This window comes from Chryseobacterium mulctrae (assembly GCF_006175945.1).
Taxonomy (GTDB): Bacteria; Bacteroidota; Bacteroidia; order Flavobacteriales; family Weeksellaceae; genus Chryseobacterium; species Chryseobacterium mulctrae.
Window position 1 is genome coordinate 2,055,902 of sequence record NZ_VAJL01000001.1, and the last position, 14,322, is coordinate 2,070,223.

Genomic DNA, 14,322 nt, shown 5'->3' on the forward strand with positions numbered 1-14,322 from the left:
TTGCAGTTTACAATAATTAAGATTTTATAAAAAGACTTTCAATTTTATCATATTCTCCATCTACAAAATACTGAAGATGTTGTAACGAAGTCTGAAAATCAATTGACCAAACCTCATCAAGAACCATTCTTTCTCGCTTTCCCAAAAGTCCGAATAAGATTTTTACATTTTTAGGCCTGTTATACCATAAGGAAAATTCTAATACCTCTTCTTTATTATAATCCGATGTTAAACAAAAAGACCTCCCATCCTGAATGCATGTAAAATCTAACGACGGATTGTAATAAACCAATTCCTGATCTAAACTGTCTGAGAATTTCAATTGCTCCATCCATGGATAGTTCTTTGCTATGTCTAAAACATTTTTCGGCGAGAGTATTTCTTTTTTATATTCAATCTCTTTTTTATCCGGATGGCAAATAGAATAAGTATAATTCTTCATCACTAATATAGTTTTAAAAGTTTTTTAATTTCAGAGTAAAGACCAAGATATTCATTTTCAAGTATACTATTCTTATTTTATAATAAAATATTTTAATATCATAATTAAAATTAGAACACCCGGATAAATACATTTTTCACAATATTACATCACAATCAATAAAAATAATTAACACTATATTATTATAAATAGTATATTTGATACTGTTAACAATTAAAAACACAATGATATGCCAGTACAGTATTCACTAAGTGAGAAAGGAAACCCTTCTGATCAAACAGCTCCAAAAAAATTCTACGCCAATGCCAAATCTACAGGTGAAGTTACTTTCCGAAGTCTCAGTAAAGAGATTGCAGGAGGCTCTACCACAGTGAGTGACACCGATGTTCTTGCCGTGTTGAACGATTTGACGAAAGCACTTGCTAAGCATCTTTCTGAGGGAAGAATTGTAAGATTCGGAGATTTTGGATCTTTCAGCATCTCGCTGAGCAGCGAAGGGGCAGAAACTTCTGATAAGTTTAATTCTTCTATGATTAAAAGCGCCAAAATAGCTTTCCGACCAGGAATTGACCTTAAAGAAATGCTTGCCATTATAAAATTTGAAAAAGCTAAGTAAGCGATTTTAAAAAGCAGGCGTGCATTTCTTAAAAGCAAGCTTGCTTTTTCTAAAAGCTCCCGTGGATTTGTGTAAATCGACGGGAGCTTTTGTAATAATCCTTTAGAGGAGTTTGAAAAATGCTTTAGAGCAACCAAAAACTGCAGAGTTTTTCTTATTTATAATATTATATTTCTCTTATCTATTTGTAGAAATCTTTTTTGTTCATATTAAGTACCTTTATATTTGGCTTCATATAAAAATAGCAGAACTTATCTGAATTAAGAACATTATGGTTATTAATATCCGGAAGTTATTCTTTTATCTGCAGATAGTAATTTTTTATCTCTTAAAATCTCAAGAGTTGAAGTAAGCAGGCTACTAATTTCTGGATGTGAATCTTCTCGTGGTGAATGAGACCAAATAGTTTTAATTTTCTCCTTATTATTTACAGTTATTTTCACGCCGGTACCATCTAAAACTATCCTACTCTTATTTTTCTCATTTTTTTCAAAAAAATCAATACTTTCTGTATTAAATAGATTTATAAGAGCATCAAAAATTGGATGTTCAGTTTTTAATATTCTTAAGGGGTATATCTAAATGTATAAATAGTATAGTGTTAGAAAAAGGCCGAAAAACAGGCGAAAAAGACCGAAATTGTAATTTTTGTAATGCTTTTAAAACCGCTATTTAATAGATATTTACCGTTATTAAACCGCTATTTTATAATGCAAAAAACCGCTAATAAAGCTATTAAAGGTGTTTTTACGATATTACATACCGATTAAACGATATAATCAATTTTTAAGCCCGATATGAATTGCTTATTTTAATAGAGTAACAATTTTTAAACTTTTAGAATGTTACTGTTTATGTTACTAAAAATGTTACCTTAAAATTTGGTAACATTTTTTTTACTTTTGGTTGAATTAATCGAGTAGTAAATTTGCACGTTTTAAAACAGCTTTTAAACTACCTACTTCACCTTCCAAATCATACAATTTATCATAAATATCTGCTGGATCAGGTACCTGATCATTTAGGTGAATTTTAAACTCCCAGACTTCTTTTATACTATGAGGATTTATATTTTGATTTGGGTATTGACGACGGTTGTCAGATTTGCAAACAATATTGTCGTATTTCTTAATTTTGTTTAGACATCTTTTAAGAAAGCCATCCTGAACCTCATTAGAAATAATTGCGTAAACCCTATTATCTTTTATTCCAGTTATCCAATTTTCAACAAATTGACAAACAACATAGGTTTTGTTTGGAAAACTCGGTGACATACTATTTCCTTCTACTTCAAACATTCTGAAGATACCGTTATTCAATCCGGGTAAACGAAAAGCAGGTAAAGTAGATATAAATTCAGGGTCATTGTACCCTTCCAAATATCCTGCTTTTAGCTTTTGTGGAACTAAAACTATATTATCTCTGTTATGAGAATCTACAGTGACAACAGCAGGCGCATGATGAGTATATGTTTCTTGCTTTTCACGGATAAAATTAGCTTTTAAATCAATATCATTTTTCTCCTTCACAGAAGTTTTATGTGAAAAACTTCCATGACCTGTTATATACCAACTCAAATTCAAATCTTCAAACTTGTTTGATAAATCCTGTAAAATATCCACTGAAGGTTTAGCATTTTCCTTCTTAAGACGGTATAACTTCTCAGGAGAACTATATCCTAAAGCCTTTGCAAGCTCAGGGATACCCGAATATCCATAATTTACGGCAATCCGTAAGGTTCTTTCAAAGAAGTTTGAATCTTTATTCAAATTTGTTTGCATTTTTCAAACTTGTTTGTATATTTGCGTAATAATTATATGCAAAAGTAAGAAAATATGGCAACTACCAATGAGAAAATTAAAATAAAAGTGAGCGAGGTAGCCGCTTTGTTGGGCTGGAGTTACACTACAGCGAAGTCTATAAAGGATAGAAAATCACCTAAAGACAGATATGAAACATATTTGAAGTGCGAAAAAAAACTAATAGAAGCTAAAGAACAAATTAATATACAACTATCAAAACATTAAAAGCTATGAAAAAATTACTTCAAACAATTATCAGTTACAGAACAATACCTGTTATCGATGCAGAAAACGGACAAAAGCAACAAGCAACTTACTTAATGCTTTTCGGAATCACTATGAGCATTTCTTACAAATAAACCTCCTAAATGGTTTTATTCGGCGGTTCGATTCCGCCGATAGGAACAAAAAATTATTATGAATTTCATACAAGGCGACATTATTACAAAACAGAGTGGAGACAAACGAACAGTTTGGCTTTCACAACGTTTTATAATGGAGGTGTGTGATATTGCTGATTCGCATTTTAGAAAAAACCGAGCAACATATAAAAACTCAGTTCAAAAATGCTATCATCACCATAATATACTACCTGATTCAGGAAAAGGATGGCGCTGGGCGAAAATGGATGCAGGTTTTTACTATGATCTTGCACGAATTCCAAACCGTTCACCTCAGAACTACAGAGAATTTTTCGGTGACGCTTCAGAATTGGTGAAAAACTATGAAGATTTCACAAAAGGAAATCAAAGTTCTGAGTTTGAAACGATATTTAAACGTCATTTAAACAATGTTTATAGATCGTATTTAGAATTTTATTCTGAAGCTAATGAAGTACAACGTCCGGCGCTTGCGAAAGCATGTGCAGTAATTGATTTTATTCTTGATTACAAAGATTCTTATCCCGGAACTAAGAATAAACTGTACAAAGATCTTGAACCTGTTCTTAAAAAACTGGATCTACAATATATTCCACACCATCATTTACGTCTGAAAGATAAAATTGATGAGCTTTTTGCAACGGAAAGCCTCGCTATTCCTGATATCATAAAGCTACCGAGAGCAGGTAACAGCAATTCAACTGTATTTACAGATCCGCTATTGGTTTCATGGATTATTCAGCTGAGATCAATGCCTAAAAACTACAGTGATGAATATATCATTCGTAAGGTTGAAGATATGTGCGAAATGATGATGAAGCGTGTGCCTTCTAAAAGTTGGTTTAAAAAGAGTATTCTTCAACAGCCATCTACAAAGTTTCTAACATCAAAACGTTTTGGATCCAGTAGAAAATCACACGTTCATAAATCTTACATTCCTACAGAAGGTGCGTTATATGCCGGTGACTGTTGGGAAATGGATGCAACAAGAGTTAATATCACTGGTCACAGTGTTGAAATCGTTGATGAAACAACTGGTAAAAAGAAAAAAGTAGAAAAGTTCCTGATGGTAGTTGCTATCAGAGACGTTCACAGTGGCGATATATTAGGGTATTCTTTTGATCATTCAGAAAATAGAAGAGTTTACACAGATGCAATTGCAATGGCGGTTAAAAAGACGGGATATCTGCCTTTCGAAATAGTGACCGACCGTTTTCCTGGTCACAACACTCCTGAAGTAGAAGAACTGTTTGCAAGAATGGAAGCTTTAGGATGTAAAATTGAGATTTCTCACAATGCGAATGATAAAGCGGGTATTGAAAGATTCTTTAGAACTCTACAACAAATTACAATGCCTGACAGTGATCTTTATTATGGTGAAGGTATTATGTCAAGAAGTCTATCGGCTTTTAGGTCTCCTGAATACATTGCTGAAATTAAAAAGCAATCAAAAAAAGCAGGTTTTGATATGTATGCTGCAGTTGAAGAGAGTACTTTCATCATTGAAAGCTTCAGAGATACATTGTACTCAAAATACAGCCGTAAACATTCAAAAGTAAAATATTCACCTCGTGAAATTCACGAAAATAGCGAAAAACCACACATCACAGAGGTTTCAGAAGCTACGATATCAATGTTGTTTGGTCTTAAAAAAGAAGCTCAAATCAGCAACAACGGTCAAATAGCTACTGAGATTTACGGTTTAAAAATGCATTATTTCATAAATCAGGATTACCACTATGATATCATTAAAAATTATCATTTGGAATCTGTAGTTCTTTCATACGATATCGAAGATTTAACTGTAGTGTATTTATGGGAAAAGCATGGAATTCTTTTAAAATCACTTTGTGAAGCTGAATTCTTTGAACCTGCAAAAACAAAAGGACCAAATAAAATGCTTCAGCAAGTAGGAGTCGCTAAAGCTCGTGAGAAAGCTATTGAAGATAGAAAGCAGGCTGATTACGATCAGATGATTGGTGAAGAGAATCTAATGCTTGGTAAATACGGTAAAAAAGATATTGCCAATACTGCAGATGATTACTACGAAAGACCTATGAAAAAAGTATCCGGAAGTGATGTACAACCGGATAATTTGGAAAGCGATTATTTGAATGATCGCAATTACTAAAAAACTTCAAAAATTTTAGATATGACAAACTTACAAAAAAATGAGATAATTCAACTCATTGAAACCGAAACACAAAGACTCGGAAGCCAAAAAAAAGTTTCTACAAAGTGCGAAGTAAGTGCTGCAACCATTTCTCAAATGGTTAACGGAAACCATGAGCTTATTAAGCCCGAAATGTGGTTAAAAGTTGGTTTTGCATTAGGTTACGACCAAAGCGAATGGCAGATTGCTGAAACTTTAGGATATAGAAAAGTCGCAAACATCTGCACTGATGCAAAGAACGAAGCTTTTTTCATGATGCTTTCATCACCTGCAGGAATGGGTAAAACTGCACCTCTAAAAACTTACTTTGAGCTTAATTCTGATAATGAGGTGTTTTACATCAAATGTCGTGAATGGGCAAAGCGTGAGTTCCTTGTAGAACTGTGCAAAAGCTTGGGAATTGACAGCACAAAATACTATGTACACGTAGACAAATTAGGAGCAAAAGTATCTGAATTTTTTAATCAGCGAAAAGGCAAAAAACCGCTTTTAATCGTGGATGATGCCGGAAAACTCAGAGACAGTGCTTTAAGATGGTTCATCCATTTATTCGACGAAAACGAAGATAACATGGGATGTCTTATTGCAGGAACTGAATATTTAGAAAAAAGAATCAGAGACGGTGTAAGACTTAAAAAATTAGGTTTTGACGAAATAGAAAGCCGTTTTGGAAGAACTTATTTAGGTCTTATCGGAACTACACAGAAAGATACCCAACTGATTTGCACAGCAAACGGAATTCATGACAAAGCTTTACAAAATCAGTTGTTTTCTGAGTGTAATCCACTAAAAAAAACACTTAAAACAAGAGACGGAAACCAAACAATCGAAGTAATTGATGATTTACGCCGTCTAAAGCGAGTTATAAAACGAGAAAAATTAAAATTACAATACGCATAACAAATAATTAAACATTTATGAAATCAGTAGCAATTTATTTCAACAAAGAAAAAACATCATTCAAGATAGTAAAGCCAACGGCGCAATTTAACGGCGATTGGGACGGTCTTGTTCACGGAGTAACTAACGGAGTTTTTCACTCATTTAAAGTATTTAAGTAATGGTAAAACAATTCACATCAAAAGACAAGGTATGGATCGATGAATCCGGAAACCAAATTCCTTATAATAGAACCACTGCAATTGAAAGGATGAAAGAGAAAAATGCTTTCGCTTTAGTTAAAAAAGGTAAAAGCATCACAAAGTTTTTGGCAGAAATGAAAGAAGCTGTAGCCAAAGCAACTGCAGAAGTTTTGGCTGCTGAACGTGAAGCCAACAATGTAAAGCTTGAAGGTAAAGGAAATTACACCTGGTATAATTTCGACAGAAGCATTAAAGTACAGGTAGATCTTAGCGAGCCCATCAAATTTGATGAAATTAAAATCGCTTCAGCTAAGGAAAAGCTTATGAACCTTATCAGAACCAATATCAACGGTGATGAGTTTATTATTTCAATTGCTGAAGATGCTTTTCAGACTTCTTCCGGTAGATTAGATCCAAAAAAGATTTTAGGCTTGAGAAAACACTCCCAAAGAATTAAAAACGAAGCTTTAAAAAAGGAATGGGACGAAACAATGCAGCTTATTGACAGTGCTATTTACCGCCCAAAAAGCAAATCATATTACAAGCTTTGGGTAAAGAACCAAGACGGCAAATATGAAGGTGTAGAACTTAATTTTTCAGCTTTATGATTACGGAGCTAACAGCCATGCTCATTGGCACAGCGTGCTTTTTGTCAGGCTTCCTTCTTGGAACAATCAGCTGTTATCTGATTTTTTCCAAAAGCTTAAAAAAATAAATCCCAAATGGTTTTCCGGCGGTTCGATTCCGCCGATGGGAACAAAGAAAATTTATAAATATGAGAGCAATCGGAGTAAAAGCCTTTATGGAAAAGAGCTTTGACACATTCGCTTTTGAAGGCGAATGGTTAGACAGTTTCGGAGAGCCCGAAAAGAATTTTAAAATGTTACTGTACGGTCCTTCCGGTGAAGGAAAGACCGAACTGAGCGTAAAGTTAGCAAAGTACATGGCGAATTTTGGCAAAGTGTATTATTTCAGTTTTGAACAGGGAATCTCAAAGACTTTACAGGATGCAATTATCCGTAATAACATGGACGAAGTTTCTGGAAAGGTAATGTTTCTTAATGGAGGTTCCTTTGAAGAATTGCTACAATACGTTAAAAAAAGTCGTGCAAAAACGATATTTATTGACAGCCTGGATTACATGAAACTGACGGTTGAACAGTTCAAAATCCTAATTAAAACCTATCCTAAAAAAGCTTTTATCATTGTTGCATGGGCAAAAAACGGAAGTCCGAAAAGTCAACATGCAAAGGATATTGAATTTATGTGTGATATCAAGTCGCTCGTTGATAAATTCAGGATTCCGATGCCAACAAGCCGTTTTGGCGGGAATAAAGAGTTTGTGATTTGGAAAGATGCGAATACTAAAACTGTACGATCAACACATCAGCCGTTAAAATTACATTCTTTATTTGACGAATAATGAAAAAGTTCAAAAGAAGAATCAACATAGAAAATGCTACCTCTTTTAAACTGGAGTATTTGAAAGGTAAGGACATGCGTTCCAAAGAATTTAATACTTACAAAGCAATGGAGCAATTTAATGACAGGCAAACGGATTTTCTTTATTTAGGTCTACATCGATACGCTTTTGTAAACAATAAATGGCATCGATTTATGAAACTCAGATCTCCTTTTGTCTTTCAGGAAGAAATAGATTTCATAAACAAAATGTTCAACGAAAATGTTGAAGTTGAAAATCCTCAAAATTTAAAAGATGAAGAAAATTAGAATCAAAAAATTATACAAAAATGAATCAGTACAAATTTGAAAGTTACGGACGTGCTTTAATTATAGCAATAGGGACGTTTATCACAGTTTATTTGATGTTTATCATTATTTGTAAAACGTATGTAAGTTATCAGGAAAATGAACTCATGGAACTGAAGAAAAAGGAATCTAAAATGCAAACAAAGCTGTATCAACAGCAAATTAAAAATCTTAAAAGACAATACAAATTATATGGATCAAGAACAAATTAAAGAAATGTGGGGCGATAAATTATATAACGCCTTTGCCAACTACATAAATGATGAAGGTTGGTTGATTGGAAATTGGGCTGCAATACTTGAAAATGATTTTTCAGATTGGGATAATAATTACAATGATACTAACGAAAAGAGCAATCTTTATAGTAGAATGTACAATCTTGACTACGAAGTAAACGAAGATAGCTCAGGTATAAGACCAAAGTAAATAACAGCTCCCAAATGGTTTTCCGGCGGTTCGATTCCGCCGATGGGAACAAAACAAATACACACAAAATGAATTTAAGATTAACAACATTAAAAAAAAAGATTGAATCAAACCATTCTGCGTTTGCAATCAGCCAAACTGTGTATCTGCACACTCGCAGAACCACAAACATTGATGATCTTACACCTGAAGAAATTGAAGCTCTTTACAATGTATTTTTCCCAGCAGAAATATCAACGAAAGAAGAGCTGGTAAACATTAAGAATCAGCAGAACCTGAAGTATTACCGTTCAAATATCTTAACTCTTGCAACGAGATTAGGTATTAAAGAGCCTGATTCATGGAATAGATTCAACGATTGGATGCTAAAAAGTAGCCTTTACAAAAAGAAGCTCAACGATCATAAACTGGAAGAATTGAAAGCTCTTCAAATTCAGTTCCGGGGTATTGAGTCCAATTATGAAAGATCAGCAAATACACCAGGAACAAAAGCCTGGTATCATAAAAATAAACTTATACCTCCATCAGCTAATTAATGTGTAATAAAATAGGTTATTTCTCGCAGAAGGCAGCGAATACAGCAAAGAATTTCATTCGCAAAACCTCAAAACGTAGCATATTACCATTTCGAGCATATTACTGCAGAGAATGTGGTCATTGGGTATTGGCAAGCAAAAATTATATAAATAAAAATGAACAACGTATTAGACAAAAACTACTCCGAAATCTCATTCAGAACCGATGTAGAGGATTTGAGGGTGATGATTATTTATCTTAACGAATTTGGTAATTCAATAGTTGAAAACAACGAAATAAAACGAAAAGTTACAATTATACTACTGAAAGAAATTCGTGATAAAATGATAATAAAAGAAGTTCAAAAGGCAGGATCCCGAAAACAGTTTCTTATGAAATTTAAAGGTTATCATATAGCTGCTTTATTGGAAGCTTTCCAATTTAATCAAAGAATTAACCAAACAAAAATCTTTGAAAGAAACTGTATTGACACTTACAAAAATCAGTTTCATCAAAAATTGACAGGCTTATGAGAACTTTTATTGCAATTGGACGAAAAACAGGACTTAGAATATCGTTTAAATACGGTTTAAACGGTGTTTTAAAAAGTGTAGAGTTTGATGGTGAATGGACCGATGAACTTGTGGAACGTATCAAAGTGAAAATTCCGGCAAATGTTCAATACTGCATCTCGCAAATTAGAGAGCAATCGACTTTGAGCCAGTGGATATTTAAAGAAGTAACTGATCTTTCATTTGATGGCTTTTACAAGCAATATCCTAATAAATTAGGAAAGAAACCTGAAGCAATAAAAGCTTGGGATAAAATTACCGATGCAGCTCGAATGGATGCAATGCTTTATTTAAGTGAATATCTTCCGAAAAAGCACAAAGAAGGTACAAATATACCTTATGCATCATCTTATTTAAATGGTAAATATTGGGAATAATGAAATTAAGATCAGAAACAACAAAGATTCCGCTATATGGTGGTCTTTTAACAATTGTAAAGTGTGAAAATTGGGAACATTTAAAAGAAGTTTATAAAGAAGCTCTTCGAAAATATTCTACACAACCAAATGAAAAGCATGACGGATATGCTTTTGAAGCCATTACAGAGAATGGTACAGACCAATATATCGTGGCATTCAAAGGAACTCCTAAAGGAAGTGTAATTGCACATGAATGTGTGCATTTAGTTAATAATCTTTATGCAAATCGTGCTATTGAACTCAATCTATATGATGATGAACATCAGGCATATCTTTTAGAATGGTTCTTTGATCAGATAGATAATTTTTTTAATAGTAATAAAATTATATGGCAATGAAAATAAACGGATTTGAATATACAGAAAGCGAGGTTCTGGAAGCATTAAGAATAAAAGGTTATTTAATTGTGCCATTTAAAACCTATCATGAAAGGCATATTCATGGCAGTCGTTTCGAGAAAGATTGGTATGATACCAAATGCGCAGTAAAAGGTGAAGAACCACCTGCAGATGAAAATATTTGGCAAAATGTTGCAATAAAAGAGTTACAGCAAACCTTTGTAAAACCAAAATTAGTTTAGTTACGGAAAACCGTTTTTTTAACATCGTTTAACAAACTAAATTTGAATAAAATTAAAACAATATGACATTTACAATATCACAACAAGGAAACATTATTGATGAAGTTATAGAACATCTACAATATGGCACAATGGGGATGGCAATTGCCAGATCATGGGATTATGAAAGAATAGGCAACAAAATCACTTTTACTTTAAAAGAGGGTTGCTCTATTGATTTAGAAGCTATGTTTTGGTTCGGATACTTTACTAAAGATTAAACTAAAAATCCTGATATCAGGATTTTTTCTATTTTTACAAAAAAATAATTATGAAAACACTCTTACTATTATTAATATCAACATTTGTTTTCGCTCAAAACGATTATAGTAAACTTGATTCTTTAACCTTTAAAAGTAAAGTTGAGAATTTGTTAAGTGAAACTGGTAAAAACTATAAATATTATTCCTTCAACAAAGATGAAAACAATAAAATACTTGAGTATAAAAATGTATTAAATAATGACGATTTAATTTATGTGTTTTATGAAAGTTCTAAGAGTGGGGAAAATAAAAACTTAGAAATTAAAGGTATAGAAGAATGGTCTATAAATAGTATTACAGGCAAATATTTATCATTATTTCCTATTTGGAAAAAACTGGCAGACCCTAAAGCTGACAAGGTTAAACTAACCACTAATCGCCCTCAAAGAAAAGGGAATTACCATATAAGTGAACCGTCACCAGAGTATTGGATGATACGATTTTTAAGTTGGTGAAATTTTTAAATACTGAATAGTTTCAGTATTTTTTTTGTTTAATATTTTACCATAAAAAAAAAGTCTTATATTTTTGCGGCATGTCCCATAAAAAAAAAACTAAAATAACCACTGAAGAGCGATATAAAGCCGTTAGGACGGAGTATAAACGGTTATCGGACATTCAGGAATTCGGGGTGCAAAAACACTCTTTTGATTGGATTGTAGCATCAGTTGCCCAAAGGTTTTTTTACAGTACAGCTACTGTAGAAAACATCATCTTTCATCGGGTTTAGAGTGCGAGAATTAAGAAAATATTAGAAAAGACCCGCTTTGTGCGGGTCTTTGTTATTGTACAGTAGTTTGATAATTAATTTCAAATTCAATTCCGGTAAATGCTCCATCATCCGCTTTTTGCGCTGCCGATTCATCTCTGATAATACATTCAAAAACGATTTTGTAAAGACTTCCTGCCCCGCCTGTATCTTCCTGGTTAAATCCTACTTTTCGCATTGAATTATAATTGCTGCCACTGGACCCATGAAAGCGCCCATTAATAAAGTTTAGAATCTTCAGGAAGTGCATTGCATCATCCTGGTTAAAAGAACCCTGAAAACTTTCTGAGAACGATTCATAAAACAGAAAGGAATCGACCTGTAATGTGATTTGTTGAACCTTTTCAGCCAGGTCATCAACCTGCTTTGTACGGAATGAAAGAAATACAGCAGGAGTAGGAAATTCAAGTTCTTCAGATAAAAAGCTTACCTGATTTTTCCAAAGATCAATCCACCGGACCGGTGTTTTGTTTTCGTAGCCGTGTAAAGTATTTAAACTTCCGTACTTTTCTTGTTCTTTTTCATTAAGATCAGCTGAAAGTATTTCAGCCATTTCGAGGTATAAGTCACTCCAACTTTCCATATTATAAATTTTGAAATTTTTTAACTATATAAGCAAAGAACCATTCATCAAGCCCTTCCATCATTACGGCGCTTTCACCGATAAACTGACGTTTCGGAATTTTTACCTGCATTTCAGTTTTTTTAGTAAGTGCCATTTTTTTCCACTTTACATCCTTTGTTTTCTTAAACATGTACCAAAAGTATTTCCTGCTTTTTTTTGTAATCTTTATCTTCAGTACACCGCCATCATTATGAATTTCAGCATAAGGAGCGTATGATCCGAAAACGATTTGATGTTTGTTTCCGGCTAAAACCTTGAGACTTTCCAATAAAAAAGAAGTGGAAACCAACAAAGCCCCACCCGGTCTGTAATCAGGACTGTTTCTATTTTCCCACTGTTCAAAATGCTGATTAGTAAAACCATGTTTTCTGAAGCTGTCTTTGAAGAAATTCAGACAATAAACCATTGCATATCGTCTTGAATCATTAATAGCATTCTTTGCAATTTCGCCAAAGTCAGGTATTTCTGTTTTTAGTTCCATTTTTTTGTATATTTGCAACGAAGAGAAGAGTGATCTGATCTTCTTCCTTTTTTGGGCGCAAGGTAAAAGCGCCCTTTTTTATTTTAGTAAATCCTTTACTTTAATTGATACAGCAGTTTTTCCGGTAACGATAATCACTTCCTCAAATGCATCTTTATAATGAGCCAGGATGTGTCCTTTAAGTTGATTTTTGAAGTATTCCAGTGAATATGGATAATCTGCCGATATGTCAAATACAACCGTTTTACAACCTTGCTTTTTAGCTGAGTTTAAGTTTGAAGAAATGTTTTTCCCCTTCTGTTCCTTTCTATCTGCCAGTTTACCATCAATAAGGTATTCGGGATTCTTATGATTTTGTACTTCAATATGAGGTCTTACAAAAACATCCTTTTCCAATTTTTCAACAATAATCATCGCTGTCTCAATATTGGCGATCTTATCACTTTCATCTGCAAAAATGTTTGCATGTACTTTTTTGCCGTTTTTAGCTTTATATGCTTCGTCATAAGGTGCATTCAGCTTCATATATTCAGCGTTCACTTTTGCTTTATGGTCCATATTTAAAAGCTTGAAAAATCCGCCTTTGTTCGTGAAAATTTCTTCATCCAGGGCAACGTTTCCACGGAACTCAGGAGATACTGATGGATCGTCAATCTTTCCAGGTGTTGCTTTCGCTGCTGTTTGAACAACATAACATCTGCAACGCCATCCGTTTGGTGTGTAGTAGAGCGTCCAAAATACATCGCCAATAGGTTTTATAGTTCCATTTAATAAAGCATGTTGTGGTCTCACTAAGTTATCGCCAACGGTTCTGTATTCCAGGTTCGGAAACAAATCAGCGTCCTTGAGAAAAGCTTTCCACTGTTCAGCAGCTTGACAACCTTTAACGGCAGTTTGGTGTTCTGCCTGAAGATAGTTTTCATTGAACTTCATATTTGTTTTACGGACTTCCTGAAGATATTCCGGAAACGGTCTGATTTTTCCTTTATTCAGGAGCAGATTATTCATTTCCTGAAGTTCAGCGTATGTCTTTGCACATGAGAACTGCCAAAGGTTCTTTTTAAACTTTTGTACAAGCGATTGAGGTTCTTTAATATCAAACTTTACCCATTTATCGCCGTACACCGTTTCTGTAGCGGTTGATAAATCTTTGTACATCTGTTTGACCATATCGACATTAAGGTCTGACGGTTTCATCTTTCCTTCGTGCAGATCATTGGCAATCTTTTCAATCAACTTTGTGTATGGTTCCATGCTGATTGCCAGGACTGCATTCATTTTCATGGTTGAACATTCATCACAGTCGCAATCATTGGCAGTGTATGAAGCTTCAATATCTTTCAATACTGATCTTGTTTGCAAAAAAG

General features: G+C 33.6%; 23 protein-coding genes. 18 read left to right on the forward strand and 5 right to left on the reverse strand.

Annotated elements, in window-relative coordinates; all coding sequences use genetic code 11:
* Nucleotides 1-16: 16 nt before the first annotated feature.
* On the reverse strand, nt 17-442 hold the full coding sequence (locus tag FDY99_RS09235; RefSeq protein WP_139420923.1) for a hypothetical protein: 426 nt from the start codon (nt 440-442) through the stop codon (nt 17-19).
* 229 nt (nt 443-671) lie between these two features.
* On the opposite strand from FDY99_RS09235, the gene FDY99_RS09240 reads away from it, so the two are divergent.
* On the forward strand, nt 672-1,058 hold the full coding sequence (locus FDY99_RS09240) for an HU family DNA-binding protein (protein WP_139420925.1): 387 nt from the start codon (nt 672-674) through the stop codon (nt 1,056-1,058).
* Between the two features lie 911 nt (nt 1,059-1,969).
* Here FDY99_RS09240 and FDY99_RS09245 read toward each other — a convergent pair.
* Nucleotides 1,970-2,839 carry a S24 family peptidase gene (locus FDY99_RS09245; RefSeq protein WP_139420927.1) on the reverse strand — a complete coding sequence of 290 codons (870 nt, stop codon included), beginning with the start codon at nt 2,837-2,839 and terminating at the stop codon, nt 1,970-1,972.
* Nucleotides 2,840-2,893: 54 nt separating this feature from the next.
* Here FDY99_RS09245 and FDY99_RS09250 point away from each other — a divergent pair, with 54 nt between their 5' ends.
* The 17 genes from FDY99_RS09250 (at nt 2,894) to FDY99_RS09320 (ending at nt 11,535) form a co-directional block, all read left to right on the forward strand.
* Nucleotides 2,894-3,085 carry a hypothetical protein gene (locus FDY99_RS09250; protein WP_139420929.1) on the forward strand — a complete coding sequence of 64 codons (192 nt, stop codon included), beginning with the start codon at nt 2,894-2,896 and terminating at the stop codon, nt 3,083-3,085.
* 5 nt (nt 3,086-3,090) lie between these two features.
* A complete protein-coding gene (locus FDY99_RS23535; RefSeq protein WP_262711396.1) occupies nt 3,091-3,219 on the forward strand; it encodes a hypothetical protein in 129 nt (42 codons plus the stop codon).
* Between the two features lie 58 nt (nt 3,220-3,277).
* Nucleotides 3,278-5,371: a DDE-type integrase/transposase/recombinase gene (locus FDY99_RS09255; RefSeq protein ID WP_139420931.1), complete on the forward strand. Its 2,094-nt coding sequence runs from the start codon at nt 3,278-3,280 to the stop codon at nt 5,369-5,371.
* A gap of 21 nt (nt 5,372-5,392) precedes the next feature.
* The gene (locus FDY99_RS09260) at nt 5,393-6,313 is read left to right on the forward strand and encodes an ATP-binding protein (RefSeq protein WP_139420933.1); all 921 of its coding nucleotides are present in this window, start codon (nt 5,393-5,395) and stop codon (nt 6,311-6,313) included.
* A 17-nt stretch (nt 6,314-6,330) separates the two neighbouring features.
* Nucleotides 6,331-6,474: a hypothetical protein gene (locus tag FDY99_RS22985; RefSeq protein WP_162304157.1), complete on the forward strand. Its 144-nt coding sequence runs from the start codon at nt 6,331-6,333 to the stop codon at nt 6,472-6,474.
* Complete coding sequence (locus FDY99_RS09265; RefSeq protein WP_139420935.1) at nt 6,474-7,103, forward strand: DUF3164 family protein; 630 nt, start codon at nt 6,474-6,476, stop codon at nt 7,101-7,103. The genes FDY99_RS22985 and FDY99_RS09265 overlap by 1 nt, the downstream gene beginning before the upstream one ends.
* Before the next feature lie 167 nt (nt 7,104-7,270).
* On the forward strand, nt 7,271-7,918 hold the full coding sequence (locus FDY99_RS09270; RefSeq protein WP_139420938.1) for an ATP-binding protein: 648 nt from the start codon (nt 7,271-7,273) through the stop codon (nt 7,916-7,918).
* A complete protein-coding gene (locus tag FDY99_RS09275) occupies nt 7,918-8,226 on the forward strand; it encodes a hypothetical protein (RefSeq protein WP_139420940.1) in 309 nt (102 codons plus the stop codon). Before FDY99_RS09270 ends, FDY99_RS09275 begins: the two co-directional genes overlap by 1 nt.
* Nucleotides 8,227-8,246: 20 nt before the next feature.
* Nucleotides 8,247-8,477: a hypothetical protein gene (locus FDY99_RS09280; RefSeq protein ID WP_139420942.1), complete on the forward strand. Its 231-nt coding sequence runs from the start codon at nt 8,247-8,249 to the stop codon at nt 8,475-8,477.
* Complete coding sequence (locus FDY99_RS09285; RefSeq protein ID WP_139420944.1) at nt 8,458-8,691, forward strand: hypothetical protein; 234 nt, start codon at nt 8,458-8,460, stop codon at nt 8,689-8,691. The genes FDY99_RS09280 and FDY99_RS09285 overlap by 20 nt, the downstream gene beginning before the upstream one ends.
* Before the next feature lie 68 nt (nt 8,692-8,759).
* Nucleotides 8,760-9,227, forward strand: a complete 468-nt coding sequence (locus tag FDY99_RS09290; protein WP_139420946.1) for a hypothetical protein — start codon at nt 8,760-8,762, stop codon at nt 9,225-9,227.
* Between the two features lie 156 nt (nt 9,228-9,383).
* Entirely contained in the window at nt 9,384-9,740 is a 357-nt protein-coding gene (locus FDY99_RS09295; protein ID WP_139420948.1) for a hypothetical protein, read from the forward strand.
* Nucleotides 9,737-10,156, forward strand: a complete 420-nt coding sequence (locus tag FDY99_RS09300; RefSeq protein WP_139420950.1) for a hypothetical protein — start codon at nt 9,737-9,739, stop codon at nt 10,154-10,156. The genes FDY99_RS09295 and FDY99_RS09300 overlap by 4 nt, the downstream gene beginning before the upstream one ends.
* Complete coding sequence (locus FDY99_RS09305; RefSeq protein ID WP_139420952.1) at nt 10,156-10,536, forward strand: hypothetical protein; 381 nt, start codon at nt 10,156-10,158, stop codon at nt 10,534-10,536. The genes FDY99_RS09300 and FDY99_RS09305 overlap by 1 nt, the downstream gene beginning before the upstream one ends.
* Nucleotides 10,533-10,778: a hypothetical protein gene (locus FDY99_RS09310; RefSeq protein ID WP_139420954.1), complete on the forward strand. Its 246-nt coding sequence runs from the start codon at nt 10,533-10,535 to the stop codon at nt 10,776-10,778. Before FDY99_RS09305 ends, FDY99_RS09310 begins: the two co-directional genes overlap by 4 nt.
* A 62-nt stretch (nt 10,779-10,840) precedes the next feature.
* Nucleotides 10,841-11,038, forward strand: a complete 198-nt coding sequence (locus tag FDY99_RS09315; RefSeq protein WP_139420956.1) for a hypothetical protein — start codon at nt 10,841-10,843, stop codon at nt 11,036-11,038.
* Between the two features lie 50 nt (nt 11,039-11,088).
* Nucleotides 11,089-11,535, forward strand: a complete 447-nt coding sequence (locus tag FDY99_RS09320) for a hypothetical protein (RefSeq protein WP_139420958.1) — start codon at nt 11,089-11,091, stop codon at nt 11,533-11,535.
* A gap of 327 nt (nt 11,536-11,862) precedes the next feature.
* On the opposite strand, the gene FDY99_RS09325 is transcribed toward FDY99_RS09320, so the two are convergent.
* The 3 genes from FDY99_RS09325 to FDY99_RS09335 form a co-directional block, all read right to left on the reverse strand.
* On the reverse strand, nt 11,863-12,432 hold the full coding sequence (locus FDY99_RS09325; RefSeq protein WP_139420960.1) for a hypothetical protein: 570 nt from the start codon (nt 12,430-12,432) through the stop codon (nt 11,863-11,865).
* 1 nt (nt 12,433) lies between these two features.
* Nucleotides 12,434-12,955 (reverse strand): phage virion morphogenesis protein, encoded by a 522-nt coding sequence (locus tag FDY99_RS09330; protein ID WP_139420962.1) that lies wholly within the window; start codon nt 12,953-12,955, stop codon nt 12,434-12,436.
* Between the two features lie 78 nt (nt 12,956-13,033).
* Nucleotides 13,034-14,317: a minor capsid protein gene (locus FDY99_RS09335; protein ID WP_139420964.1), complete on the reverse strand. Its 1,284-nt coding sequence runs from the start codon at nt 14,315-14,317 to the stop codon at nt 13,034-13,036.
* Nucleotides 14,318-14,322 lie beyond the last annotated feature (5 nt).

Coding starts and splice junctions, on each gene's coding strand:
- FDY99_RS09235 (WP_139420923.1), bottom strand. CDS start 442: ATGAAGAATTATACTTATTCTATTTGCCATCCGGATAAAAAAGAGATT.
- FDY99_RS09240 (WP_139420925.1), top strand. CDS start 672: ATGCCAGTACAGTATTCACTAAGTGAGAAAGGAAACCCTTCTGATCAA.
- FDY99_RS09245 (WP_139420927.1), bottom strand. CDS start 2,839: ATGCAAACAAATTTGAATAAAGATTCAAACTTCTTTGAAAGAACCTTA.
- FDY99_RS09250 (WP_139420929.1), top strand. CDS start 2,894: ATGGCAACTACCAATGAGAAAATTAAAATAAAAGTGAGCGAGGTAGCC.
- FDY99_RS23535 (WP_262711396.1), top strand. CDS start 3,091: ATGAAAAAATTACTTCAAACAATTATCAGTTACAGAACAATACCTGTT.
- FDY99_RS09255 (WP_139420931.1), top strand. CDS start 3,278: ATGAATTTCATACAAGGCGACATTATTACAAAACAGAGTGGAGACAAA.
- FDY99_RS09260 (WP_139420933.1), top strand. CDS start 5,393: ATGACAAACTTACAAAAAAATGAGATAATTCAACTCATTGAAACCGAA.
- FDY99_RS22985 (WP_162304157.1), top strand. CDS start 6,331: ATGAAATCAGTAGCAATTTATTTCAACAAAGAAAAAACATCATTCAAG.
- FDY99_RS09265 (WP_139420935.1), top strand. CDS start 6,474: ATGGTAAAACAATTCACATCAAAAGACAAGGTATGGATCGATGAATCC.
- FDY99_RS09270 (WP_139420938.1), top strand. CDS start 7,271: ATGAGAGCAATCGGAGTAAAAGCCTTTATGGAAAAGAGCTTTGACACA.
- FDY99_RS09275 (WP_139420940.1), top strand. CDS start 7,918: ATGAAAAAGTTCAAAAGAAGAATCAACATAGAAAATGCTACCTCTTTT.
- FDY99_RS09280 (WP_139420942.1), top strand. CDS start 8,247: ATGAATCAGTACAAATTTGAAAGTTACGGACGTGCTTTAATTATAGCA.
- FDY99_RS09285 (WP_139420944.1), top strand. CDS start 8,458: ATGGATCAAGAACAAATTAAAGAAATGTGGGGCGATAAATTATATAAC.
- FDY99_RS09290 (WP_139420946.1), top strand. CDS start 8,760: ATGAATTTAAGATTAACAACATTAAAAAAAAAGATTGAATCAAACCAT.
- FDY99_RS09295 (WP_139420948.1), top strand. CDS start 9,384: ATGAACAACGTATTAGACAAAAACTACTCCGAAATCTCATTCAGAACC.
- FDY99_RS09300 (WP_139420950.1), top strand. CDS start 9,737: ATGAGAACTTTTATTGCAATTGGACGAAAAACAGGACTTAGAATATCG.
- FDY99_RS09305 (WP_139420952.1), top strand. CDS start 10,156: ATGAAATTAAGATCAGAAACAACAAAGATTCCGCTATATGGTGGTCTT.
- FDY99_RS09310 (WP_139420954.1), top strand. CDS start 10,533: ATGAAAATAAACGGATTTGAATATACAGAAAGCGAGGTTCTGGAAGCA.
- FDY99_RS09315 (WP_139420956.1), top strand. CDS start 10,841: ATGACATTTACAATATCACAACAAGGAAACATTATTGATGAAGTTATA.
- FDY99_RS09320 (WP_139420958.1), top strand. CDS start 11,089: ATGAAAACACTCTTACTATTATTAATATCAACATTTGTTTTCGCTCAA.
- FDY99_RS09325 (WP_139420960.1), bottom strand. CDS start 12,432: ATGGAAAGTTGGAGTGACTTATACCTCGAAATGGCTGAAATACTTTCA.
- FDY99_RS09330 (WP_139420962.1), bottom strand. CDS start 12,955: ATGGAACTAAAAACAGAAATACCTGACTTTGGCGAAATTGCAAAGAAT.